At 69.1% G+C, this 23312-nt stretch carries 20 protein-coding genes; 11 read left to right on the top strand and 9 right to left on the bottom strand.

What is annotated here, in order from left to right:
* Nucleotides 1-4: 4 nt before the first annotated feature.
* The 3 genes from guaA to ACQPYM_RS35820 all read left to right on the top strand — a co-directional run bounded on the left by guaA (nt 5) and on the right by ACQPYM_RS35820 (nt 2734).
* Complete coding sequence (guaA, locus tag ACQPYM_RS35830) at nt 5-1555, top strand: glutamine-hydrolyzing GMP synthase (protein ID WP_433009751.1); 1551 nt, start codon at nt 5-7, stop codon at nt 1553-1555.
* Between the two features lie 29 nt (nt 1556-1584).
* On the top strand, nt 1585-1836 hold the full coding sequence (locus ACQPYM_RS35825; protein WP_433009748.1) for an amphi-Trp domain-containing protein: 252 nt from the start codon (nt 1585-1587) through the stop codon (nt 1834-1836).
* Nucleotides 1837-1969: 133 nt separating this feature from the next.
* Entirely contained in the window at nt 1970-2734 is a 765-nt protein-coding gene (locus ACQPYM_RS35820) for a hypothetical protein (RefSeq protein WP_433009747.1), read from the top strand.
* A 391-nt stretch (nt 2735-3125) separates the two neighbouring features.
* On the opposite strand, the gene ACQPYM_RS35815 is transcribed toward ACQPYM_RS35820, so the two are convergent.
* The 3 genes from ACQPYM_RS35815 to ACQPYM_RS35805 are packed head-to-tail and all read right to left on the bottom strand — an operon-like array spanning nt 3126 to nt 7795.
* Complete coding sequence (locus ACQPYM_RS35815) at nt 3126-3290, bottom strand: hypothetical protein (protein WP_433009745.1); 165 nt, start codon at nt 3288-3290, stop codon at nt 3126-3128.
* A 54-nt stretch (nt 3291-3344) separates the two neighbouring features.
* Nucleotides 3345-6029 (bottom strand): tetratricopeptide repeat protein, encoded by a 2685-nt coding sequence (locus ACQPYM_RS35810; protein WP_433009742.1) that lies wholly within the window; start codon nt 6027-6029, stop codon nt 3345-3347.
* A complete protein-coding gene (locus ACQPYM_RS35805) occupies nt 6026-7795 on the bottom strand; it encodes an HSP90 family protein (protein ID WP_433009739.1) in 1770 nt (589 codons plus the stop codon). The genes ACQPYM_RS35810 and ACQPYM_RS35805 overlap by 4 nt, the downstream gene beginning before the upstream one ends.
* A 64-nt stretch (nt 7796-7859) precedes the next feature.
* Here ACQPYM_RS35805 and ACQPYM_RS35800 point away from each other — a divergent pair, with 64 nt between their 5' ends.
* Nucleotides 7860-8822: an endonuclease/exonuclease/phosphatase family protein gene (locus ACQPYM_RS35800; protein ID WP_433009736.1), complete on the top strand. Its 963-nt coding sequence runs from the start codon at nt 7860-7862 to the stop codon at nt 8820-8822.
* A 13-nt stretch (nt 8823-8835) separates the two neighbouring features.
* Nucleotides 8836-10491, top strand: a complete 1656-nt coding sequence (locus tag ACQPYM_RS35795; protein ID WP_433009733.1) for a hypothetical protein — start codon at nt 8836-8838, stop codon at nt 10489-10491.
* Here the strand turns inward: ACQPYM_RS35795 and ACQPYM_RS35790 are convergent.
* Nucleotides 10475-11248: a TetR/AcrR family transcriptional regulator gene (locus tag ACQPYM_RS35790; RefSeq protein WP_433009730.1), complete on the bottom strand. Its 774-nt coding sequence runs from the start codon at nt 11246-11248 to the stop codon at nt 10475-10477. The two genes, ACQPYM_RS35795 and ACQPYM_RS35790, sit on opposite strands and share 17 nt — an antisense overlap.
* A gap of 82 nt (nt 11249-11330) precedes the next feature.
* On the opposite strand from ACQPYM_RS35790, the gene ACQPYM_RS35785 reads away from it, so the two are divergent.
* The 4 genes from ACQPYM_RS35785 to ACQPYM_RS35770 are packed head-to-tail and all read left to right on the top strand — an operon-like array spanning nt 11331 to nt 14597.
* Nucleotides 11331-12167 carry an NAD(P)H-binding protein gene (locus ACQPYM_RS35785; protein ID WP_433009728.1) on the top strand — a complete coding sequence of 279 codons (837 nt, stop codon included), beginning with the start codon at nt 11331-11333 and terminating at the stop codon, nt 12165-12167.
* A 36-nt stretch (nt 12168-12203) separates the two neighbouring features.
* Complete coding sequence (locus ACQPYM_RS35780) at nt 12204-13241, top strand: Rv2578c family radical SAM protein (RefSeq protein WP_433009725.1); 1038 nt, start codon at nt 12204-12206, stop codon at nt 13239-13241.
* 37 nt (nt 13242-13278) lie between these two features.
* Nucleotides 13279-13896, top strand: a complete 618-nt coding sequence (locus tag ACQPYM_RS35775) for a TetR/AcrR family transcriptional regulator (RefSeq protein WP_433009722.1) — start codon at nt 13279-13281, stop codon at nt 13894-13896.
* Nucleotides 13893-14597 (top strand): GAP family protein, encoded by a 705-nt coding sequence (locus ACQPYM_RS35770; protein ID WP_433009720.1) that lies wholly within the window; start codon nt 13893-13895, stop codon nt 14595-14597. The genes ACQPYM_RS35775 and ACQPYM_RS35770 overlap by 4 nt, the downstream gene beginning before the upstream one ends.
* On the opposite strand, the gene map is transcribed toward ACQPYM_RS35770, so the two are convergent.
* Nucleotides 14594-15361 (bottom strand): type I methionyl aminopeptidase, encoded by a 768-nt coding sequence (map, locus tag ACQPYM_RS35765; RefSeq protein ID WP_433009717.1) that lies wholly within the window; start codon nt 15359-15361, stop codon nt 14594-14596. The genes ACQPYM_RS35770 and map overlap by 4 nt on opposite strands.
* A gap of 135 nt (nt 15362-15496) precedes the next feature.
* Between map and ACQPYM_RS35760 the strand changes: the two genes are divergently transcribed.
* A complete protein-coding gene (locus ACQPYM_RS35760; RefSeq protein WP_433009714.1) occupies nt 15497-16057 on the top strand; it encodes an rRNA adenine N(6)-methyltransferase family protein in 561 nt (186 codons plus the stop codon).
* 59 nt (nt 16058-16116) lie between these two features.
* On the opposite strand, the gene ACQPYM_RS35755 is transcribed toward ACQPYM_RS35760, so the two are convergent.
* From ACQPYM_RS35755 to ACQPYM_RS35745, 3 genes are read right to left on the bottom strand one after another with little or no spacing between them, the layout of a single operon-like run.
* The gene (locus ACQPYM_RS35755) at nt 16117-17856 is read right to left on the bottom strand and encodes an ABC transporter ATP-binding protein (RefSeq protein WP_433009711.1); all 1740 of its coding nucleotides are present in this window, start codon (nt 17854-17856) and stop codon (nt 16117-16119) included.
* A complete protein-coding gene (locus ACQPYM_RS35750) occupies nt 17853-19574 on the bottom strand; it encodes an ABC transporter ATP-binding protein (RefSeq protein ID WP_433009708.1) in 1722 nt (573 codons plus the stop codon). The genes ACQPYM_RS35755 and ACQPYM_RS35750 overlap by 4 nt, the downstream gene beginning before the upstream one ends.
* Before the next feature lie 54 nt (nt 19575-19628).
* Entirely contained in the window at nt 19629-20792 is a 1164-nt protein-coding gene (locus ACQPYM_RS35745) for a DUF418 domain-containing protein (RefSeq protein ID WP_433009705.1), read from the bottom strand.
* A gap of 168 nt (nt 20793-20960) precedes the next feature.
* Here ACQPYM_RS35745 and ACQPYM_RS35740 point away from each other — a divergent pair, with 168 nt between their 5' ends.
* Nucleotides 20961-21926 (top strand): glycerophosphodiester phosphodiesterase, encoded by a 966-nt coding sequence (locus ACQPYM_RS35740; protein WP_433009702.1) that lies wholly within the window; start codon nt 20961-20963, stop codon nt 21924-21926.
* Here the strand turns inward: ACQPYM_RS35740 and ACQPYM_RS35735 are convergent.
* Complete coding sequence (locus ACQPYM_RS35735) at nt 21923-23191, bottom strand: M48 family metalloprotease (protein ID WP_433009699.1); 1269 nt, start codon at nt 23189-23191, stop codon at nt 21923-21925. The genes ACQPYM_RS35740 and ACQPYM_RS35735 overlap by 4 nt on opposite strands.
* Nucleotides 23192-23312: the final 121 nt, after the last annotated feature.

The raw sequence follows: 23312 nt of genomic DNA, 5'->3' as shown, positions 1-23312 counted from the left end.
GCAGGTGACTGAGCATGAGCTGGTTCTGGTCGTCGACTTCGGGGCGCAGTACGCGCAGCTGATCGCGCGCCGGGTGCGCGAGGCCAAGGTGTACTCCGAGATCGTGCCGTCGTCGATGCCGGTCGAGGAGATGCTCGCCCGGAGTCCGAAGGCGATCATCCTGTCCGGTGGGCCGCAGTCGGTGTACGCCGAGGGCGCGCCGCGGGTGGATTCCGGGCTGTTCGAGGCCGGGGTGCCGGCGTTCGGGATCTGCTACGGGTTCCAGGCGATGGCCCAGACGCTCGGCGGCGACGTCCGGCGGACCGGGCTGCGCGAGTTCGGCCGGACGCCGGTCACGGTGAGCGAGCCGGGCACGCTGCTGGCAGGGATCCCGGAGGACCTCAACGTCTGGATGTCCCACGGCGACGCGGTGCACGCGCCGCCGGCCGGGTTCGCAGTACTGGCTGCTTCGTCCGGTGCGCCGGTCGCGGCTTTCGAGGACCTGGACCGTCAGCTCGCCGGTGTGCAGTGGCACCCGGAGGTGCTGCACTCGCAGGCCGGCCAGGCCGTGCTCGAGCACTTCCTCTACGACATCGCCGGTTGTGTCGGTGACTGGACGACCACCAACGTGGTCGACGAGCAGGTCGAGCTGATCCGCCAGCAGGTCGGCGACAAGCAGGTGCTGTGCGCGCTGTCCGGCGGGGTCGACTCCGCGGTCGCGGCCGCCCTGGTGAGCCGGGCGATCGGTGACCAGCTTACCTGTGTGTACGTCGATCACGGGTTGCAGCGGTCCGGCGAGTCCGACCAGATCGAGAAGGACTTCGTCGCCGTCACCGGGACGCGGCTCGAGGTGGTCGACGCGGAGGACCAGTTCCTCGGCGCGCTGGCCGGCGTGACGGACCCGGAGCAGAAGCGCAAGATCGTCGGGCGCGAGTTCATCCGCACCTTCGAGGCGACCGCGCGCAAGCTGGACGCCGAGCGGCACATCGAGTTCCTGGTCCAGGGCACCCTCTACCCGGACGTGGTCGAGTCCGGCGGCGGCACCGGTACGGCGAACATCAAGTCCCACCACAACGTCGGCGGCCTGCCGGACGACCTGCAGTTCTCGCTGATCGAGCCGCTGCGGACGCTGTTCAAGGACGAGGTCCGCGAGCTCGGGATCGCGCTGGGCCTGCCCGAGTCGCTGGTCTACCGGCACCCGTTCCCGGGCCCGGGGCTGTCGATCCGGATCATCGGCGAGGTCACCAAGGACCGGCTCGAGATCCTCCGCGCGGCCGACCTGATCGCCCGGACCGAACTGACCGCCGCCGGCCTGGACCGCGACATCTGGCAGTTCCCGGTGGTCCTGCTCGCCGACGTCCGCTCGGTCGGCGTCCAGGGCGACGGCCGCACCTACGGCCACCCGGTGGTGCTCCGCCCGGTCACCAGCGAGGACGCGATGACGGCCGACTGGGCCCGGCTGCCGTACGACGTACTGGAGAAGATCTCCACCCGGATCACCAACGAGGTGGACGAGATCAACCGGGTCACCGTCGACATCACCAGCAAGCCGCCGGGCACCATCGAATGGGAGTAGTCGGCCCTTTGAGGTGTGAGGATTAGGGCATGGCTGAAAGAGATGTTGAGCGTGAGTACTCCGTAGCGGACTTCGCCGCCAAGCTGCGCCGGTTGGCGGATGCGCTGGAGGCCGGCAAGCCGTTCCGGATCCAGATCGCCGGCGAGCGGTTCACCGTCCCGAAGAACGCGCAGGTGAGTGTCGAGCACGAGCGTGGCGACGACGAGGAAGAGGTCGAGTTCCAGTTGAAGTGGTCGCTCGCCGACGCTGACGAAGACCCCGAAGACGACACCGAGGTCTGACCCCTGCCCCATCGACCACCACGCGACCGCCCGGGAAACGTTCTCCCCGGGCGGTCGCCGCTTTCCTGAGAGTTCCTGCAGAATTCCTCCGGGCAGCTTGTTCTTGGCGGCGTCTAGACCGCAATATGCCCGGGTGGGGGTGTCCATGGGTGGGGTGGGGATCAGTCGCCGGCAGTTCCTCAGTGCTGCCGCGTCGGTGGTCGCGACGGGCGCGGCGATGGTCGGTACGTCGGTGTCCGTGTCGGCTGACACGTACGGGTCGGGCGAACTCGGGCCGTGGCGTGACCTGACCCGGTCGATCTCAACCGACGACCAGATCCGGCGGGTGCTGGCCCGCGACGGGGTGTTCCTGTTCGGCGACAGCATCGGCGTACAGGACGGCGACGCACTGGCCCTGCGGCTGAATGAGCTGACTGGCTTGCCGCTGGCCGTGGACAACTGGTCGGGACGGCCGACCGAGGCCGCCGTCGACGCGCTGCAGACGTGGGCGACGACGTACGGGCTGCCGAGCCGGATCCTGATGGCAGTCGGCACCAACGACATCTTCAAACCACCCGCCTTCGGCCCGCAGGTAAAGCGAGCGATGGAGATCGCGGGCCCGACCCGGACGGTCTACTGGGTCAACACCCGCGTCTCCCGCACAAAGGAGCCCGAGCCCGTCCAGCGAGCCGACCTCCGCAACAGCCTGTGGATCAACCGCCAACTGGACGACGCCACCCGCCGCTACCCGAACCTCCAAGTCGTCCGCTGGGCGGAGTTCCTAGCTGAGGTGAAATACCCCCACCGCTACCTACGAGACGGCCTCCACACCTCCGTCCCCCTAGGCCAACACTGGCGCAACACCCTAATAACCCAAGCCATCCGCAACCACCCACCAACCAAACGCGCCGGCTCGTGACGCTGCGCGTCACCTCGCAAGAACCGAGCGGAAACCAGCCTCGTGACGCTGCGCGCCGTCGGACCGTCCGCGTCGGCTGCTTCCGCGAGCGGGCCGGACCGCTCCCACTCACAAACCTGCTCTCAAGCGCCCCAGGCGCGCCCGCTCACGCTGGCGGAGACTGGTCAAGATCGACCGAGGTGAGGTTTGTGAGTGGGAGCCGTCCGGGCCCACCCGGAACGGCACCTCGCGGTCCGGGCCGGCACGGCGAGCTCGGCGGCTGCGGCTAGGAGGACGGGGCCGCTGACCTGCCTGTCTGTCTGCCGCAGCTGACCGCGTCCGGTGCGAGTGGTCGCGTGCACCAAGCCCAAGGCGGCGTACTCCGGGCTGGTCCCCGGTGCCGCACGCCCTCTCACCGGCGACGCAGCCAGGCGGTTGCGCCGCCGATCGCCGCACCGCAGTCACGGACCGGGCGGCCGTTCAACGCCGTGATCGCGGCGTACGGGCTGACCCGGTGCCGGTCGAAATTCCGGTGGCTCTTCACGGCTTTCTGTCGCGACGTGAGGCGCCGCGTCACGAGCCGGCAGGCTCTTGTTGCGGGGTGACGCTAAGCGTCACGAGCAGGATGGAGTTACTCGGGTTGGTGGTTTGTTAGTTGGGCTTCGAGGGTGGTGGCTTCGGTGGGGTTGTTGAGGGTGTGTAGGCGGTCTACCAGGAGGTAGCCGGCTCGGTACCAGAGGTCTTCTCCTGGTGGGGTGGACTCGAAGATTTCTCGCAGGAGTGCGTCGTCTGTGGTGCCGTGTTCGGCTATCAACAGGCGGGCGTTGGTTCGTTGGGCTTCGAAGCCGCCTCGTTCGTAGTAGTCGGCTGCCTGGCGGGCCTCGGCTACCGCTGCTGCGGTCTCGCCTTTCTGCAGTTCTAGGAGTGCGAGGTCCCAGTGGAGGCCGGCCTGTTGGAAGAGGACCGACTGGTCTGCTGAGGGGAGTGATTCGAGGACCGGGCGGGCGCGCTCCAGTAGTTCGGTGACTAGGTCGAAGTTGCCGGTGTAGCGGGCTGATTGGCCTGCCAGGCGGATTGCCTGGACGTACTCGACCGGCCGCTCCGCGGACTCGAAGTACTCCGCCGCCGCCAGCAGCGCGTCGACTGCTTCCTCGTCGCGGTCCATCCGTTCGAGCAGCATGCCTTCGTCCTGCCGCAGCATGCCGAGCCACTGGGGATGCGCGTCGGCCGGCGCCTCGGTGAGTTGCAAACGGATCTTTGCCAGCGCCGCGTCAAGCTCACCGAGCGACCGATAAGCATCAATCAGTACGCCGCGCGCCTCCGCCAGCACCCCCGCCAACTCCGGGTCGCCCTCCAGCGCCGGCGATGCCTCCTCAGCTGTCTCGGCTGCCTCCAGCGGACGCCCGCTCATCAGGTACGCGCGCGCCAGATCGACCTGGCAGAAGGCGAGATGCAGTTCCGCACCCAGTACGCCGATCGCGACGGCGATCGCCTCCTCAAGGTCCTCCACCGCCTCGCCGGGCCGCTCCAGCATCATCCGGATCCGGCCGCGTTGCCGATAAGCCACCGATCGCGGCAGGTCCTCGCTCACGGTCAGCCCTGCCGTCGCTGCCACCTCGGCCTCGCCGAGCCGGTCGAGCTGGGTCAGCAGGTTGCTCTGCAGGATCGCCGAGTTCGCCAGCTGGTCGGCATCGGTCTCCGGCAACTCACGAGCGGCCGCCAACTCGACCACGGCCTCCTCGAAACGACCAGCCTGCGCGTACATGGTCGCCAGCGAGTCCTGCCAGCCGGCCCGGCGACGCGGTTCGTCGTTGGCGATCAGCCAGCGCAGCGGACCCTCCCCGGTGGCCAGTGCCTCGTCGATCTGCCCCAGGTAGCCGAGCAGTCGCGAGATGCGGGCCCGGTCGCGCAGTAGTCGCCCCTCCTCGCCCAGCTCGGCGTACAGGGTGAGTGCCTCGCGCCAGGCTTCCAGCGCCACTTCAGGTTCGCCGTACGACGCCAGGCCCTTCCCGTCGAGCAGTCGCGCGCGATCCAGCGGCGTACGGTCGCTCTCGGGCACCTCCCGCTCGAACGCCGCCCAGGCCGCCAGCGCCTCGTCTCGCTGGTAGTTCAGCCAAGCCTCCTCGGCCCGGTCGAGCCACCCCCGCCCACTCGGCTCAACTGCATCAACAGCAGCCGGTACTGCGACCTGAGCCTCGGCGGACCTAGCCTGCTGGCGGACATGAGCCCGCCGCGCCGTCTCCGAGAGCGGCAGGTAGTCAACCCAAGGCTCAGCGTCCAGCACCACCTGGACAAGCTCACTCTGATGCTTCGTCCCATTGCGCTTGTCGAACCGCGCCGCCAACTCAAGGGCCCGCCCAGCCAACTCTTCAGCCAACTGCCCAGCCGGTACGTCGTCACCCTTCGGCTGCCGGATCATCAGCCCTTCGCCACTGATCCGACGCAAGGCCAGCGATGCGGCCGCCGCGAAGTTCATCTCCGCCAGCGTGCTGGGGGGATCCGCCAGCTCACCCAGATGCCGCTCGACCAGCTCGACGGCCCGCGTCTCGTTGCCGGTGCGCGCACAGAAGACGACGTGGTCGGCGTACGCGTCCAACTCGCCCGGCCGATCACGCAAGGCCCGGTAGGCCCGCCGATGCGCGTCGACCGCCTCCGAATACATGCCCTCGGCAACATAAGCCGGCAGCAACTCGGTCAGCATCTGCTGCGGCTGCTCCGCGCACGTCAGCGTCCCGTCGAGCACCCCGACCGCCAGCGCAACCGCGTCACTCGGCCGACCCGTGCGGATCAAGTGCCGCACCTTTGACGTCGGGTCGCAACCCACACAGTCGGACAAGGAATCCCGCGGCGCGGTCGACCACAGCCGGTACTGCTCGGCGGCCGCCTCAGCGTCCCCGACGTGGTCGGCGACAACCCAGCGGTACTGGTGCACCGCGTGCATGCTGTGCCCGCCGGCAAGCCACCGTCGCTCCATCTCGTCCAGTACGCCGTACGTCTGCGCAAGCGGCACCTCAGGGAACTTGCTCAGCGTGCTGGGCGCGTACTTGAACGTCCACAGGAAGCTGTGGGTGTGATCGCTGTACCGCTCCGGATCCGCGTCCCACTCCGCCACGCACCGCGCGAACGGCACCAGCGACTTCCGCGCCTCGCCACCCATCACGTACGCCGTCACCAGGCTGAGCCGCGAGTAGAACGCCAGCTCCTGCTCCTCGGCCGCGTCCGCCCGCCGGACGACATCCTCCAGCAGCGCCGACCGCGCTTTCCCGTACGGCGTACTCTCCGCGCGCCGCAGCCGCTCGATCAGTTCGTCACTCATCGCGGGTCCTCCTGAGCAGGGACGGCCTGGTCGAGCAGGCCGAGGAAGGAACGGTTCACCAGGGCGGAGTCCGCCGGGCCGATCGGGTGGTAGCCGAGCATCAGCGCGTGCCCGTACAGCCCTTCGACGGCCAGCCGGGCCAGTTCAGGATCGGCCAGCGAGACCATCCGGCGTACCAGCGGACTGCGGTGGTTGAGCACGAGTTGCGGGCGGCTGTCGTCCTGGGTGTCGAGCGCGCCGAGGACCTCCGACCACAACGCGTCGGCCTTGCTCTTCGTACTGCGCAACTCGGCGGCGAACTGTGCCGACCGGTCGACCAAGTAGATCGCGGGCAGGCGGGCCGGGTCGAAAGCGCGGACGACCACCTCACACCCGACGCTGTCGAGCGCCTCCTGGGCAAGGCGAACGAACGGGCGGAGCGCAAGCTCGGTGGCCGGGTCGAGACTGTCGAAACTGGTGCTCAGCTCGGTCGGGTCGAACCTGCTCGTGGCCAGCCCCGGGACGACCTCGGGCAGTCGTTCGATCAGCTCGCTGTCGTAGGTGTAACCGCCGTTCACCACCGTGAGCTGCTGGGCCGCGGCGACCGCCGCGAGCTGCCGGAACTCTTCGATCGTGGCGACGTAGCGAATCTCGCCGTGTCGTTCGTGCAGGTCGGCAGCGGTCATCCGGCCGTGGTTGGTCTCGAACCTCAGCCAGCGGTAGACCAGCCGGAGCATCTCGTCGTCGTGCAGCGCGAGTGCCTTGACGCCGAGCTGATGGATGCCGAGGAAGCGGTCCAGCTTGTGCGGGTCGGTGCTGCCGAGCCGGACCAGCCAGCCGCGCAGTTGCGACCCGAGCGCTTCCCGGGTGGCCTCGAGGTTGCCGTCGTCGAAGAGGGCTTCGCGGCTCGCGGTGGGCCGAAGTTCCGACGTGTCGATCACGGCCCGGACGAAGAACGCCCAGTCCGGCAGCAGCCCTTCGACGCCTTCGGCAAGCAGCATGCGCTTCAGGTAGACGCGATGGGTGGCGCGCTCGGTCGGGTTGGCGGGAAACGGCAGGACGAAGGCGACGCCGGTCAGCCCGGCGGCCGGGATGTTGAGCGGGATCACGTCGAAGGGAGTGAACCCGAGTTTGTCCTGCGCGTAGCCGACCAGCTCGGCGCGTTGCGTCGTACCGGTGGCTTCCCAGGGGGCGTGGCCGTCGGTGACCTGTTCGCCGTTGACCCTGATCTCCAACGGGAGCAGGGCGCCGAAGAGCCGGATGAGCTCGACGACGGTCGCCTGCTTGTACCACTGCTCGGCGCCCCGCCTGGCGATGAGCGTGACGGTGGTACCGATCTCGTCGCGTTCGGGCGCCTCGGCGAGTGAGTACCGGCCGTCCGCCGTACCGATCCAGAGGGTGGTGGGGCCGCCGGCCGGCCGCGTCACCACCTCGATCTCCTCGGCCACCATGAACGCCGACAGCAACCCGATCCCGAACTGCCCGAGGAACTCGGTCCGGGCGAAGCCGATCTCGTCGCGTTTGGAGCTGCGCCCGATCGTCGCCAGCAGCTCGGTCACCTGGCCGGGATCCAGCCCGATCCCCGAGTCGCTGATGCTGATCCGGCCCTCGTCGACTCGTACGTCGATCCGCCCCGGCGCGTCGGCCTCCACGGCCCGGCGCGCGGTGATCGCGTCCACGGCGTTCTGCAGCAGCTCGCGCAGGTACACCCGCGGACTGCTGTACAGATGATTGCTCAGCAGGTCGACAACGCCATGTAGATCGACCTGGAACTTCTCGGTCCCCATCCCCACCTCCAGCGGCCCCGGACACGCTACCTTGGGAAAGGAGTATTGAGCCTGGGGAGGGCCGATGGTGCTCACGGTGGGGACGTTCAATCTCAACAACCTGTTCGACCGGTGGAACTTCGCCGGGGCGGTCGAGGCACTGGCGAACGGGACGAGTTCGGTGCCGGCGACGTACACGTTCGACGACGAGCATCGGCGGCGGCTGCAGCTCGACGGTCGCGGCAAGCTGCTGGTGTCCAAGCCGGTCGCCGACACCAACCGGATCGCGGAGCGGTTGCTGGCGGCCGATGTCGACGTCTGGGTGGTGCAGGAGGTCGAGAACATGGACGTCCTGCGCGAGTTCAACCGCGACCACCTGAACGGCGCCTACCCGCACGTGATGGTGATCGACGGCAACGACTCGACCCGGTTCATCGACATCGGGATCCTGTCCCGGCGGCCGGTCGGCGGGGTGACGAGTTTCCAGCGGGTGTTCCATCCCGACGTGCCGACCCGGCCGATCTTCTCCCGCGACCTGGTCGAGGTGGAGATCCTGGACACCCGGGGACGCCGGATCCTGACCGTCTACGGGACGCATCTGAAGTCGAAGTTCGTGGACTTCACGGTGGCCGATCCGGTCGCGGCGGCGGCGGAGTCCCAGCTGCTGCGGCAGCGGCAGGCCGAGACGATCACCCGGATCATCGCGGCCCGGACCACGAGCCGGCAGCGCTACCTGCTCTGCGGTGACATGAACGACACTCCGGACTCGACGGCCCTGGTCGCCTTCGAGCAGGCCGGTCTGGTCAACGCGCTGGAGTCGCCGACCGAGGTCGGGACGGTCAAGACCACCGTGGCGCTGCCGCCGAGCGCGGCCTGGACGTCGACCTTCAAGGCGTCCGGGCAGCCTCGCACCTTCGACCTGATCGACCAGATCTGGCTTTCGCCGGCGCTGAAACCCCGGCTCACCGGTGCGTTCATCGGCCGCCGCCGCAAGCTCGCCCGCGACGGCACCGACCACGATCCCGCCTGGATCGGTCTGGAGCTGTGACTACAGTTCGAGGATGGAAGCAGATCTCGCCGGGCTGATCGCGCAGGTGGACAGCCTGGTCTTCGGGGTGGACCCGGCCAAGGCACTGGAGCCGTTCGGGCGCGCGGTCGCGGCGTACGACGCGAACCCCGACCCCGACGAGCTCGACGGTCTGCTGACCACCTTCGGCTACGTCGTCCTGCAGTTCGACGAGTACTACGGACTGCCGCTAGACCGCACGCTGGAGATCCTCGACGACCTGGAGCGGCGGCACCGCGAGGCCGGCAACAGTTTGCGGATCGTGCACTTCAGCCGCTGGCTGATCGCCCGGCACCTCGGCGATCGGGAGACGGCGGAGGCGCAGTACGAGGCCTGTCTGGCCGCGCCGCGGGACGAGTTCGCCTGGTGCGAGGGCTGTGAGCAGGTCTACCAGGTCAGGCACCTGATCGAGACCGGCCGGCCCGAGCAGGCGGTCGCGGTGGCCGAGGCGGCATTCGCCGACCCGGTTGATGGTTGCCATCAGCAACCACAGGCGCTGCTCACCGCGGCGTTGCCGGGGTATGTCGCGGTCGGCGATCTCGAGGCCGCGGCCGACGCGCACCGGACGGCGTACCGGATGGTTCGCAACGACCCTGACGAGTTGTTCGCGCATGCGCAGCACATCCGTTTCTGTGTGCTGACCGGGAATCAGGAGCGCGCGGAGGAGTTGGTCGGGCGGCATGCGGAGGGGTTGGAGGCGGACGTTTCGCAGTACGACGCGCTGGCGTTCTGTGTGGCGGCCGGGCGGACCTTGGGCGAGGGGGAGTTCACGGAGCGGGCCTGGCGATTGGCGGCCTCGTTTGATCGGCGGAACGGGACTACTCACCAAGGTGAGCTGGTCAGGGCGCAGCTGAGCGAGCGCCAGTGGGTGGCCGAGCTGGAGTTGTTCGGCGATGATGGTTGCGCTGAGCAACTTGCCGCGGTGCGGGCGCGACCGGACGACCCGGTCGCGCGCTGGGAGCTGGCGAGGGCGCGGATCGAGCTGGCGCACCGGATGCATCTCGAGGAGCGCAATCTGGAGGCGGCCGAGATCGGCGAGCAGGTGCTCACTGCGCTGACCGATCCGGGGATCGCCGAACTGGCTGACCCGAAAAGCCTTCAGGTACTGCGGAACGTGTTGTTCGCGGCGTACCTGGAACTCAACGAGCCGGAAGCCGCCTTGCCGCAGGCCGAGCTGGTCCTGGCGAACGTCCCGCCCGATGCCGGCCCGGACTGGCTTGGCATGGTGCTGCGCAAGAAGGGCGAGCTGCTCGAACAACTCGATCGCGATGGCGAGGCAAGGGACACGCTGGTCGCCGCTGCGGCGCAGTACGGGCTGGCAGGGCAGGCTCACGAGCAGGTCGGAGCACTGCGGCTTGCGGCGCAATCGGCTCGCTACATCGGCGAGCTGGACGAGGCGGAGAGTCTGCTCGACCAGGCGCGCGCAGTGGTCGACCAGCTGGATGCGGAAGACCTCCAGAGCGCGACGAGCGACGCAGTGGTGCAGTGGGAGCTCGCAATGGTGCGGGACATGCAGGGAAGGCTCTCTGAGGCCATCGAGCTGGCCCTGGTGTCGGCGGCCCTCTATGAGTCGGTGGGACAGCTCGAGAGCGCCTCCCACGCCCGCGACTACATCGAGAACCGGCAGTCGCGGCTCAGGCCTGGCTTCTGAGCGCCTCGATGCCGTCGAGCAGTCGGTCCAGGCCGAACCGGTAGACCTCTTGGGTGCCGTCCTCGTAGCCCTTGGCGTTCCAGATCGCTGTCATCGTCGGATGGCGCTCGACATCGAAGTACGTCTCCCAAAGATCCCAGCGCTCATGCCACCAGGCGTCATGGCTCTGCCCGGTTGACCGCTCCAGCTGCTCACTGTCGGCTTCCAGGCCGGCCGCCGAGTCGATGTACGTCGTGATCGCCAGAGCTGCTGTGTTGGTCTGCCGCGGAGAGAGTCCCAGTACTGCGCACGCCGAAAGCAGGTACTCGCGAGCGGCGAGCATGCCCGGTCCGACGGGCGGGCGGATCGTGGAGATGCTCGCGAGCCAGGGGTGCCGACGGAACATGGCCCGCGTCTGGTCGGAGTACAGGTGGATCTGGTCGCGCCAGCTGGTTGGTCGCGGCTCACCCGGGCCGGGCAGGGCGCGCTCGGCGAGGACCTGGTCGACCATCAGGTCGAGCAGCTCCTCCTTGGAGGGGACGTAGGTGTAGAGCGTCATGGTGCCGACGCCGAGCGCCTTGGCGACGCCGCTCATCGAGGCGGCGGCGAGGCCTTGTTCGTCGGCGAGGGTGATGCCCGCGTCGACGACCTTGTTGAGGTCGAGGGTCGGACGGCGGCCGAGGGTGGGTTTGGAGTCCGTGGTCGTGGGCCGGTGGTTTCGCCAGAGCAACGCCAAGGTCCGGTCGGCCGCACCGCCGCCACTGTGCCGCACCGCCATGACCCCTCCATTGCCTGTCGTTTCGCCTGTCGACGAACTTTCTCATAGGCGCATCGAGGCTATTCTCGTATACCCTACGAGAATGACGATTCTGGTGACGGGTGCGACGGGCAGTGTGGGGCGACTGTTGGTGGACGAGTTGGTGGCGGCAGGCGCGCCGGTGCGGGCGCTGACGAACAATCCGGCGAAGGCGAAGTTGCCGGCGGAGGTGGACGTGGCTCAGGGGTACCTCGGCCGGCCGTCGACGCTGCCGGCTGCGTTGAAGGGGATCGACACGGTCTATCTGGCGCCGCTGCCTGCGCTGGTGGACGGGTTCGTGGCCTGTGCTCTGGAAGCCGGCGTGCGGCGAGTGGTTGTGCTGTCGGGCGAGCCTGCGGAGTATGAGGCGCAGCAGGATCCGGCTTCGTGGCACTACTACAAGCTGGAGCGGGCGATCGAGGAGGCCGGGTTCGAGTGGACTCACTTGCGGCCGGGGCAGTTCATGAACAACACGCTGGACTGGGCGGAGATGATCAAGACCGACGGGGTGGTGCGGGCGCCGTACCCGGAGGCTGTGCAGACGCCGATCGACCTGGGTGACATCGCGGCGGTGGCTCGGGTCGTGCTGCTGGACGAGAGCTACACGGGTCGCAGGCTGACGATGAGCGGGCCGGAGGCGATCACTCAGCCGGAGGAGGTCGAGTTGATCGCGGCGGCGATCGGGCGGCCGGTGCGGTTCGAGGCGCTGTCGCGGGAGGAGGCGCTGGAGGCCTGGGCGCCGGTGATGGGGAAGGAGACGGCGGAGTGGCTGCTGGACGGGTTCCGGATGATGTCGGAGTACCGGATGACGCCTGAGCCGACGGTGCTGGAGGTGACCGGCCGGCCGGCGTTGCCGTACCGGGAATGGGCTGTGCGGAACGCGGCCGCTTTCCGGGGGTGAGTTGAAAGCCCAGCGAACATGTGTTCGACTATCATCATGCGATGGGCTGGACAGCAGGTCGAGGCGGAGGCGCCGGGGGCGTTGCCGGGGCTGGGGTCGATCGCCGGGCTGGTGCGGAGCGTGACGACGCCGGAGTTCCAGGGCGTCACGTTCCACGAGGTGCTGGCGCGCTCCGCGCTGAACTCGGTGCCGGGCTCCGCGTTGCCGTTCAACTGGACGATCAACCCGTACCGCGGCTGCACCCACGCCTGCCGGTACTGCTTCGCCCGGCCGACCCACCGGTACCTGGAGCTGGACGCCGGACTGGACTTCGACCGGCAGATCGTGGTGAAGACGAACGTGGCGGACGTACTGCGCCGCGAACTGGCCCGGCCGTCCTGGCGTGGTGAGCAAGTTGCGCTGGGCACCAATACCGATCCGTACCAGCGGGCGGAGGGGCGCTATCGGTTGATGCCCGGCATCATCGAGACGCTCGCCGCCTCGGGGACGCCGTTGTCGATCCTGACCAAAGGGACGCTGGTGCGCCGCGATCTCGGCGTACTGGCTGCTGCTGCCGAGGAGGTGTCGGTCGGGATCGGGGTGTCGCTGGCGCTGGCCGACGAGGAGCTTCGCCGGCAGGTGGAGCCGGGGGTGCCTTCGGTGCGGGCGCGGCTGGAGTTGATCCGGGCTGTGCGCGAGGCGGGTCTGCCGTGTGGGGTGATGGTTGCACCCGTGCTGCCGTGGCTGACGGACTCTTCGGAGCAACTCGACCATCTCTTCGGCGAGCTGGCGGCGGCGGGCGCTACCGGCGTCACCCCGCTGGTGCTGCACCTGCGGCCGGGGGTGAAGGAGTGGTTCATGGGCTGGCTGGCTCGGGAGCGGCCTGAGCTGGTCAAGCGCTACGAGGATCTCTATGCGCGAGGCGCCAATGCTTCGCCCAGCTATCGCAGCGCGTTTGATCACAAGGTCCGCCCGCTTCTCGACAAGCATGGCTTCGGGCGCGGGTCTCGCCACCGGAGCTCCGCTCGGCCGCGCGCTCGGACTGCTCGGGCCGCTACGGCTGCTCCGGCTGTGGAGCAGCAGACCTTGTTCTGAGTTGGCGGTTTTGCATTAAGGGCTTAATGTAAAAACCGTGCCGAAGCGAGTTGACCAGGGCCGGCGACGCCGTGAAGTCGCCGAAGCGTTGCTGCGGGTCGTCGACGCCGAAGGGCTGGACGCGGCGAGCCTGCCGCGGATCGCCCGTGAGCTTGGTGCGACGACCGGGCTGATCCAGCAGTACTTCCGGAGCAAGAGCGAGCTGCTCCAATTCGCCGTCGACCATCTCTCGGTGGTGCAAAGAGCGCGCGCTGCCGAAGCGTTAGAGGCGACGCCGGGCGATCAGGTGCGCGATCGTCTGGTCGCCGCGATGAGCGTGGTCGGCGGAGTGGGGGACGAGTCCGGCGCGGAAGGACGGATCTGGCTCGCGTTCCTGGCCCGCGCTGCGGTCGATCCCGCCCTGCGCCAGATCCACGTGGACGGCGCGAACGAGATCCGCGAGCACTGCCGGTTGGCCTTCGAGTACGCGCGCAGTCTCGGGCAGGTCCCGCCATCGCTCGATGCCGAGGCTGAGGCGAGAGGGCTCGCCGCCTTCGCCGACGGACTCGCAGCACAGCGGGCGTTGGAGCCTGAGCTGATCACGCCGGCCGAGGTGCGAGACCACCTGGATCGCTATCTGCAAAGGATCTTTCTGACCGAGGGGAGTTCGCCATGAGTGCGGTGCTGCTGGCGAGCCTGGCCGGCTTGGCGTTGCTGGACAGCACCAGCATCGGGACGCTGTTCATCCCGGTCTGGTTGCTGCTGACGCCGATGCGGCTGCGGGTCGGGCGGATCGTGGTGTACCTGCTGACCATCGCGTCGTTCTACTTCTTGATCGGCCTTGCGGTTGTCGCTGGGGTGGCGTCGTTCGGAGATGAGCTCGGTGAGCTGGTCGACAGCCGGGTCGGTCTGTGGATCCAGCTGGTGCTGGGCGTTGGGATGTTCGTCCTGAGCTTTCGGTTCGATCCCAAGCGTCGCAAGGACAAGGGTGGGGGAGCGGTCGTGCGGTGGCGGGAGCGAGCGATGTCCGGGTCCTCGTCGGCGCTGGTGCTGGCCGGTCTCGCTGTGCTGGCGGGGCTTGCGGAGCTCGTGATGATGCTGCCGTACCTCGGCGCGATCGCGATGATGACCGCTGCCGAGCTGTCCTTCGTCACCACCGCTCTGCTGCTCGCCGGCTACTGCTTGCTGATGATCACGCCGGCGGCGGTGCTGCTCGGGGCGCGGATTGTTGCTGAGGGCAAGATCATGCCGGTGCTCGAGCGGCTGAACCGGTGGGTCAGCAGCAAGGGCGCCGGAGCTACCGGGTGGCTGCTGGCCATTGCCGGCTTCCTCGTCGCCCGCGATGCTGCCGCACGGCTGTGGTTCCTGGGCGGCTAGCGCTGAGTGAGGATTTCTGGGCCTTCGGGGGTGATGGCGACGGTGTGTTCGGCGTGGGCACCTCGGGTGCGGTCGGCCGAGCGCAGGGTCCAGCCGTCGTCGTCGATGACGTAGACGCTACCGGGGCCGTGCCAGAACCAGGGTTCGATGGCGATCACGTGGCCGGGACGGAGCTTCAGGCCGCGGCCCGGGTGGCCGCCGTTGGGGACGTGGGGTTCCTCGTGCATGCGGCGGCCGATGCCGTGACCGCCGAAGTCGAGGTTGGTGCCGAGACCCGCGCGCCGGCCGACCTCGCCGATCGCCGCGCCGACGTCGCCCAGACGGGCACCGGGTACGGCGGCCGCGATGCCGGCCGCGAGCGCACGCTCGGTCGTCTCGATCAGTTCCAGGTCTTCGGGTCGCGGCGTGCCGACCACGAAGCTGGTGGCCGAGTCGGCGCACCAGCCGTCGAGTGAGGCGCCGCAGTCGACGTTCAGCAGGTCGCCGTCGGACAGCCGCAGGTCTGTGGGCAGGCCGTGGAGCACCGCGTCGTTGACCGAGGTACAGATGACTCCGCTGAACGGGCTGGTCGCGAACCCGGGCTGGTAGCCCTCGAACAGGGAGACCGCGCCCTCGGACCGGAGTACCTCGCGGGCCACCTCGTCCAGGTCCCGCAGCGAGACGCCGACCGCGGCGTGTTTCTTCACGGCGGTCAATGCGGCGGCGACCACCTGCCCGGCGGCGCGCATCTGCTCGATCTCGGCAGCGGTCTTCAGGTCCACCATCTACTGCTTCCCCAACATCACCTGACAGTTATACCGGGTGACGGGCCCGGCGCCGGCCCGAAAATGCTTTGATGGCCGGGCGATCCGCGCTCTAGGGTCGTCACATGTCTACCAACTTCTTCGTGATGGTCCGCCGTGCCCGCCTCCGGGCAGGCGAGGGATGCCTGGGGATGGCATCCGCTCGATAGTCGTTGGGCCCAACGCGTCGTGGACGCCGCCGGGGTCGAACCCGGTGACCTCGTTCTCGACGTCGGTGCCGGCCTCGGTGCGCTGACCGCGCCGCTGGTCCGGGCCGGAGCCCAGGTGGTCGCCGTCGAACTCCACCCTGGCCGGGCCGACCGGTTGCGCCGGCGGTTCGCGGACGCACCGGTGACGGTGGTCCGGGCCGATGCGGGAGATCTGCGGTTACCGTCCCGGCCGTTCCGGGTGGTTTCCAGCCCGCCGTACGGGATCTCCACCCTGTTGCTCAAGAGATTGCTCGCGCCCGGCTCCCGCCTGGTGTCGGCCGATCTCGTCCTGCAGCGTCAGGTGGTGAACCGCTGGGCGCAACACCGCGCACCGGCGGCCGCCAGATGGAGCCGGTACTACGACCTGTCGATCGGGATTCGCCTTCCCCGTAAGGCTTTCTCACCCCCACCCCATGTCGATTCCGCCGTCCTGGTACTGCGCAAGCGCACCCACCAGGCCCGACCGTAGAAACGCGCGAAGCCCCCGTTGCCCAGAGGTGAGCAACGGGGGCTTCGGCGTACTGGCGTCTAGCCGTGCCAGGAGTTCCAGAGGGCGGCGTAGGAGCCTCGGCGGGCGACCAGTTCGTCGTGGCTGCCGAGCTCGGTGATGCGGCCGTCCTCCACCACCGCGACCCGATCGGCGTCGTGGGCGGTGTAGAGCCGGTGGGCGATCGCGATCACCGTCCTGCCTTCCAGCACCGCGGCCAGCGAGCGCTCCATGTGCCGGGCCGCTCGCGGGTCGATCAACGAGGTCGCCTCGTCGAGCACCAGCGTGTGCGGATCGGCCAGCACCAACCGCGCCAGCGCCAACTGCTGCGCCTGCGCCGGCGTCAACGCGAGCTGGCCGGAGCCGACCCGGGTGTCAAGGCCGTCGGGCAACACCTCGGCCCACTCGCGCGCGTCGACCGCCGCCAACGCATCGAGTAGCTCCGCGTCGGAAGCATCCGGACGCGCCATCGCCAGGTTGTCCCGCAGGGTCCCGACGAAGACGTGATGCTCCTGGGTGACCAGCGCGACCTGCTGGCGAAGCTCGTCCAGCGGCAGCTCCGTCATCCCGACCCCGCCGACCGTCACCGAGCCGGTACGTGGCGGATGGATGCCAGCGATCAAGCGCCCGAGGGTCGACTTGCCGGCGCCGGACGGTCCGACCATCGCGATCCGCTCACCAGGCTGGACGGTCAGGTCGACACCGTGCAGCACGTCGCGACCGTCGACGTACGAGAACCGCACGTCGCCGGCCTCGACCAGTTCGCCGGACGGCTCGCGTCCCGACGGCTTCCGGTCATCCGGTACGCCGTTGATGCCGAGCAACCGCGCGAGCGATGCCGCACCGACCTGCAGCTCGTCCATCCAGGAGATCAGCCGGTCCACCGGGTCGATCAACTGGTTGACGTACAGCACGCCGGCCGTCACCGCGCCGAGCGAGACCTGCCCGTTGATGTGCAGCCAGCCACCGAACAGCAGGGTGCCCGCGATCGGCACGATGTAGCCGATCTCGACGATCGGGAAGAACACCGTCCGCAGGCGCAACGTGTAGCGCTCGGCCCGGTACGACCCGCGGATGTCGTCGTCGGTCCGGCGGACGCGCTCGTCGTACCGCTGCAACGCCTCCACCGTCCGGGCGCCCTCGACCGTCTCGGCGAGCGAGCTGGTCAGTTGCGCGTACGCCGCGTTCTCGCGCAGGTACCCGTCCTTCGCGCGGCGCAGGTACCACCGGGTGCTCAGCACGAGCAGCGGCACCATCGCGAGCAGCGGGACGAGCACCCAGACGCCGACCAGCAGCGTCGCGCCGACCGTGAACAGAACGGTGACAAAGGCAACGATCGTCTCCGGTACGGCGAACCGCACCGTCCTCGACAGCGCGTCGACGTCACGCGAGGTGCGCGACAGCAGGTCACCCGTGCCGGCCCGCTCGACCGTGCCGATCGGCAGCGCCAGCGCGTCGTCCACGAACTCCTCGCGCAACTCGGCCAGCACCTGCTCGCCGAGCGCGAAGGAGCGGAACCGGGCCCAGCGGGTGAGCAGCGACTGCACGACGATGAAGACGGCGATCACCACGATCACCTGGTTGATCTTGCTCGCCGTGGTGCCGCGCTGGACGTCCTCGACGAGCGTGCCGATCAGCCGCGGCGCCGCCAGCCCGGACACCGCCGCGAGCGCGTGCAACCCCATCGTGATGATCAGCTCGCGCGGATGCCGCCGGGCCAGCCGCCGAGCATGCCGGCGGACCTCGGCGGAGTCCGCGACCGGCAACAGCCTGCTGCTCATGCGGACACCTCCTCGTCTTCGGTCTGCCGGGTGACGGTCCTGCGGTACTGCGGATCGTTCTCGAGCAACTCGCGGTGCTTGCCAACAGCAACCACTCGGCCGGCGGTGACGAAGATGACCTCGTCGACGCGGTCCAGCAGCAGCGGGCTCGAGGTGAACACCACCGTGCTGCGGCCGCTGCGGTGCTCGCGCAACCGGTCCGCGATCCGGGCCTCGGTGTGCGCGTCGACCGCGGAGGTCGGCTCCACCAGGACCAGCACCGACGGGTCGGCCAGCAGCGCGCGAACCAGGGTCAGCCGCTGCCGCTGCCCGCCGGAGAAGGATCGGCCCTTCTCCTCGACGACCGAGTCGAGCCCGTCCGTCAACGCGACCAGCACGTCCTCGGCGGACGCAGTACGGAACGCCGCCATTAGTTCTTCGTCCGTACGCCGGTGGTCCGGGTCGAGCTCGTGCCGCAGTGTGCCGGTGAAGAGTTGCGAGCCCGTGTCGCTGACCAGGATCCGGGACCGTACGTCGGCCCGGCTCGCGCTGGCGAGCGTGACTCCGCCGTACCTGACCTCGCTGGTTTCGTCGTACCGGCCGAGGAGGTCGGCCAGACCGGCGGCGCGATCGGGCTCTGCAGAGACGATCGCGGTCAGCAAGCCGTTGCGGGCGCGAATCCCCGAGACCGGGTCGACCAGATCGCCGGCCGACGGGAGCCGCACCGGCTGTGCCGGATCGACGATGTCAGGGGTCAGCGAGAGCACGCGGTTGACCCGTCCGGCCGCGACGAGACCGCGCATCAGCTTGTCGGCCGCCTCGGTCGCCGTCCGCAGCGGCATCACCAGGAAGGTGGCGTAGCCGTAGAAGGCGACCAGGCTGCCCGCGCTGAGGTCACCGCGGAGCGCGAAGTGCGCGCCCAGACCGACGACGATCACGATGAAGATGCCGGGCAGCAGCACCTGTGCCGCATCGAGCACCGACTGGATCCGGGCCACCTTCACGCCGGCGGCGCGGACCTCCTGCGACTCACGCCGGTACCTGCGGGAGAATGAGTCCTCGCCGCCGATGCCGCGCAGCACCCGCAGGCCAGCGACGATGTCGGAGCCGAGCGAGTTCAGCTCGCTGACCGCTTCGCGTTGCGCGGACTGCCTGGTGTGCAACGGGCGCAGCATCGGGCCGAGGCAGAACAGCATGATCGGTACGCCGATCAGCACCACCAGGCCGAGCAGCGGAGACGACGAGAGCAGGATCGCCGCGACCACGAAGAACGCCACGATCGCACCGGCGAACCGGGCGGACACCTCGAGCACATTGCCGATGTAGGCCAGGTCGCCCGCGCCGACGCTGACCACCTCACCGGTGGCCAGATGCTTGGGCAGCGTCGCGCCGAGGTCGGCCGACTTGCGGGTGACCACCTGGACCGTGCGGTAGGCACCGCTCAGCCAGTTCACCACCGCGAACCGGTGCCGCATGATGCCGGCCAGCGCCTGCAGCACGCCGACGCCGAACAGCACGGCGGTCCACAGCAGCAGCCGCTCGGCGTCACCCGCCGCGATGCCCTCGTCGATCGCCTTGCCCAGCACGGCGGGGACGAACGCCTGCGAGCCCATCCAGAGAATGCCGAACGTCATCCCGCCCGCGAGCGTGGCCTTCTGCCCGCGCGCCACCCACCACAGATAGCGGGCAGGCGAACGGTGGTCGGGTACGCCGGGATCGGCCAACGGAAGCTGTCTCATAACCCTTCGAGGCTATGTGGCCGCACCGACAAAAGCATTCGAATTAAAGGGGTCTCAGCGTTGGTAGGTGAGTCTTCGCAACAGCACCTCGAACGGTCCGCGGACGCCGGCTCGCCGCATCCACTCGGCCAGTGCAACGGTTGCGGCCCAGGTGGCGACCGCCACGGGCACCGACTGCCACAGGCTCATGCTGTGGCCGAGATCCAGCAGGAACGGGAAGAACAGGACGGCCCAGACGACCGACTGGCTCAGGTAGCAGGTCAGCGAGCGCTGCCCGGTCGCCTGCAGAGCGGTGATCACCACGTTGTCCTTGTTGACCCGGAGCGCCCACAACGCGATCAGCGCGGCGTACGCCGGTCCGCCAGCCATGCCGGTGAGGGCGTGCAGCGTAGCGGCCGGTATGACCTCCTGGGCCGAGCTGGGCAGCAGCCCCGAGGTGTAGAGCGCCAGCGGGACTCCACCCAGCACGGAGAGGGGCAGGCCGATGGCGACGATCCGCCGCAGCAGTACGCGGTGTTGCTCGGGCTCTTCGAGGAGACGGCGCTTGGCGGCCCAGATCCCGAGCAGCAGACAGGTCGTTGCGGTGATGGCCAGGACCGGCGCCGAGACGACGATGGCGCTGAGCCGGAGGCCGACACCGAGGAGTGGATTGTCTTCAAAGCTCCACGGATAGACCCTTTTGACCGTCTCCGGGTTCATCGGCGACGCGAAGAAGCCGTAGACGACCGCACCGACCACTGACCACACTCCGGCCGTGATCAACAGACGGCGATCGCTGTGCCGGAGCGCGGACACCAGAATCACGGCCAGCAAGCCGTACGCCGCCAGGACGTCGCCGTAGTACAGCAGCGCCGCGTGCACGACCCCGAACACCATCATCCACCGGCCCCGGCGGCGCAGCAGCGAGCGGACGCCGGGCCACAGGATGCCGTTGCGCTCCTGGCGCCGGGCGATCTGCACCATGCCGTAGCCGAACAGGGCCGCGAACATCGTGTACGACCGGCCGTCGACCAGGACCGTCTCGGCGAACGCGACGAGCTGGTCGACCGGCGCGGAGGCGACGGGGATGGCCCGGATGACCGTGCCGCCTTCCGGGTGCAGGAAGCCGTGGGTGTTGGCCAGGGCGATGAACAGCAGCATCAGGCCCCGGGCAAGGTCGGGCCCGAGCGCCCGGGACGTCAGGGCGACAGGGCCGGTGGACTGCGTCGTGTTGCTCACCTCACCGAGCCTAGAGAAGATTTCGCCTCGGCCCCATCCGTCCGCGGAACCACGCCCTGTCCACCGATCAGGGGACAGCACCGGTCAGGGGACAGTTGGCGGACTAGCTTCACTTTGCGTTGGGCAACGAGTTCCCCGGCCGCCACCTGCGCCGCCTGTGCTGGAACCATGCTGGTGATCGCGCATCGGGGAGCGAGTGGCTACCGACCGGAACACACGCCGCAGGCCTATCGGCTCGCCGCGGCCCTGGGAGCCGACTACCTGGAACCCGACCTCGTCGCAACGCTGGACGGCGTCCTGGTGGTCCGGCACGAGAACGAACTGTCCGGTACGACGGACGTCGCCGAGCACGCGGTGTTCGCGGACCGGCGAATCACCAAGATCGTCGACGGGACGGCCGTCACCGGCTGGTTCGTCGAGGACTTCAGCTACCAGGAGCTGCGCACCCTGCGCGCCCGGGAACGGATGCCCGCGCTGCGCGCCGGCAACACGGCGTACGACGGGCGCGAGGGGATCATGACCTTCGACGAGGTGGTCGCGCTGGCGCGGCAGGAGTCGGCCCGGCTCGGCCGGCCGATCGGGGTGATCCCGGAGATCAAGCACCCGGCGTACTTCCGCCGCCTCGGGCTGCCGCTGGAGGAGCTGCTCGCCGAGCGGCTGATCGGGCTCGGGCTGCACAAGGGTGAGGCGATGATCCAGTCGTTCGAGCCGACCAGCCTGCGCCGGTTGTCGGTGATGACGGACGTCCCGCTGGTCCAGCTGGTCGACTCGGCGAGCGCCCCGAACGACTTCCTCCGGCACGGTGACAGCCGGACGTTCGCCGACCTGGTCGAGCCGGCCGGCCTGCGCGAGATCTCGACGTACGCGCAGGTGCTGGCGCCGCACAAGGACCTGGTCATCCCGCGCACCGCGGACGGCAGCCTCGGCGAACCGACCCGGCTGGTCGACCAGGCCCACCGCGCCGGCCTCTCGGTCCAGCTGTGGACGTTCCGGGCCGAACGCCGCTTCCTCCCCACCGGCCTCGACCTGGCCGCCGAACTGGCCCGCTTCGCCGCCACCGGCGTCGACGGCGTCTTCTCCGACCACCCCGACATCGCCGTCGCCGCCATGGCGAAAACCACCCTCAAGGTCTAACGCAGCTCGGAACGCAACTCCTTCAGCACAGCCTGCCCGGGTACGGCGAGTTCGCGGTCGATGGCTCGGCTTTGGTCGTTTGCCAGTACTACGAGGGCGCTCTGGGCGGGCCTGGCGCGGATCAGTTTCACCCGGAGGTTCGTCGGCGGATGGCTCGCGTCGATCCGGCTGTCCCGGAGGCCGCTGAGCCGGAGCCGCCGCTCGACCTCCCGCGTGGGGATTTCGTTCACCGTCCGGGCGGCCGCCTCCAACGGGTCGACCTCCGAACCGAAGCGCACGGCTTGCTGCAGGGCCCGGTAGGAGGAGTCCATGAGGACCAGCCGTTCCAGCGCCCGGGCGCCGGCTTCCGAGCCGGCGATCTCGGCCGACCGCCGGTCGGCCAGGTACTCAGCGCGTTGCCTGCTCCGCAGGTCGATCATGGTCAGCACCCACTGGACGCCTCTGACCGCGCCCCCGACAGTCGCGTTGACGAACCTGGTGATGAGGCTGGTGGCCGTGCCGGAATCGGTCAGGTAGGCGACCTCTTCCCGGTAGCGGTCGTACGGTTGCTCACTGAACGTCTCGTCGAGTTCGTCCAGGATCGCTGCCGCCGAGTTGACCACCCAGCCGTGACGGGCATCGCTGTTCTTGCCGTGTCCGAGTTCGTGCGCCAGCACGGCGACCCGTTCCTGCGGCCGGAGGCCCATCCACGCTGCGAGGCCGATCCCGATCACCGGCGTGAAGCGCCAGCCGACTCTCGCGTAGTAGACGTTCGGCTCGGCGTCGAGGGCGACAGCGCCGACGGGCGTCGTACCGACGGCGGCAGCGATCTTGTCGAGCAGGTCGAAGAGCAGCGGAGCTTGCTCGCGATGGATCAGTTGGGTGTCGGGATCCAGCTGGTTGGCCCGAGGGCGGAGCAGCAAGGCGACACCGAACGGGATGATCGACAGCGGGGCACTGAGCCAGAGAGGCCGGTAGAAGGCCAGCAGCGCGATTCCGCCGAGCAGGCCGGCCAGGGGGAGTAGCAGGATCACTGTGGACAGCAGGTAGGCCGCGACTCGGGCGGCATCCCAGCCCGGGCGGTGGATCTTTCCCTGCTCCAGTTCGCGGTACAGGGTGTCTGCCAGGCGGTGCTCGAGCCTGAGTCGCCAGGCGGGCGCCTTGTCGGTGGGGCCGGTCGGGTCCACGTTCCAGTCGCACCTGTCGCACCAGGTGACGTACAAGGGGTCCGCGGGGAGCTGATGGGCGCACTGTGGGCAACGGGTCGCGCCCTGGTCGGTCTGCACTTCAGGAGTGTGACAGGACCAGGGCGCCGGCGGGAGTGTCAGGTGCGCGGTCGGCACGGCAGCAAGGGTGGGGGCGCCGGTGGCCTATCTGTGGCGCTCTCAGCTTGCTGCCGTGCGTCCG

The organism is Kribbella sp. CA-294648 (assembly GCF_050943845.1).
Taxonomy (GTDB): domain Bacteria; phylum Actinomycetota; class Actinomycetes; order Propionibacteriales; family Kribbellaceae; genus Kribbella.
Note: the sequence above shows the minus strand (reverse complement) of the source record. Positions and strands in the feature narration are given on the sequence as shown.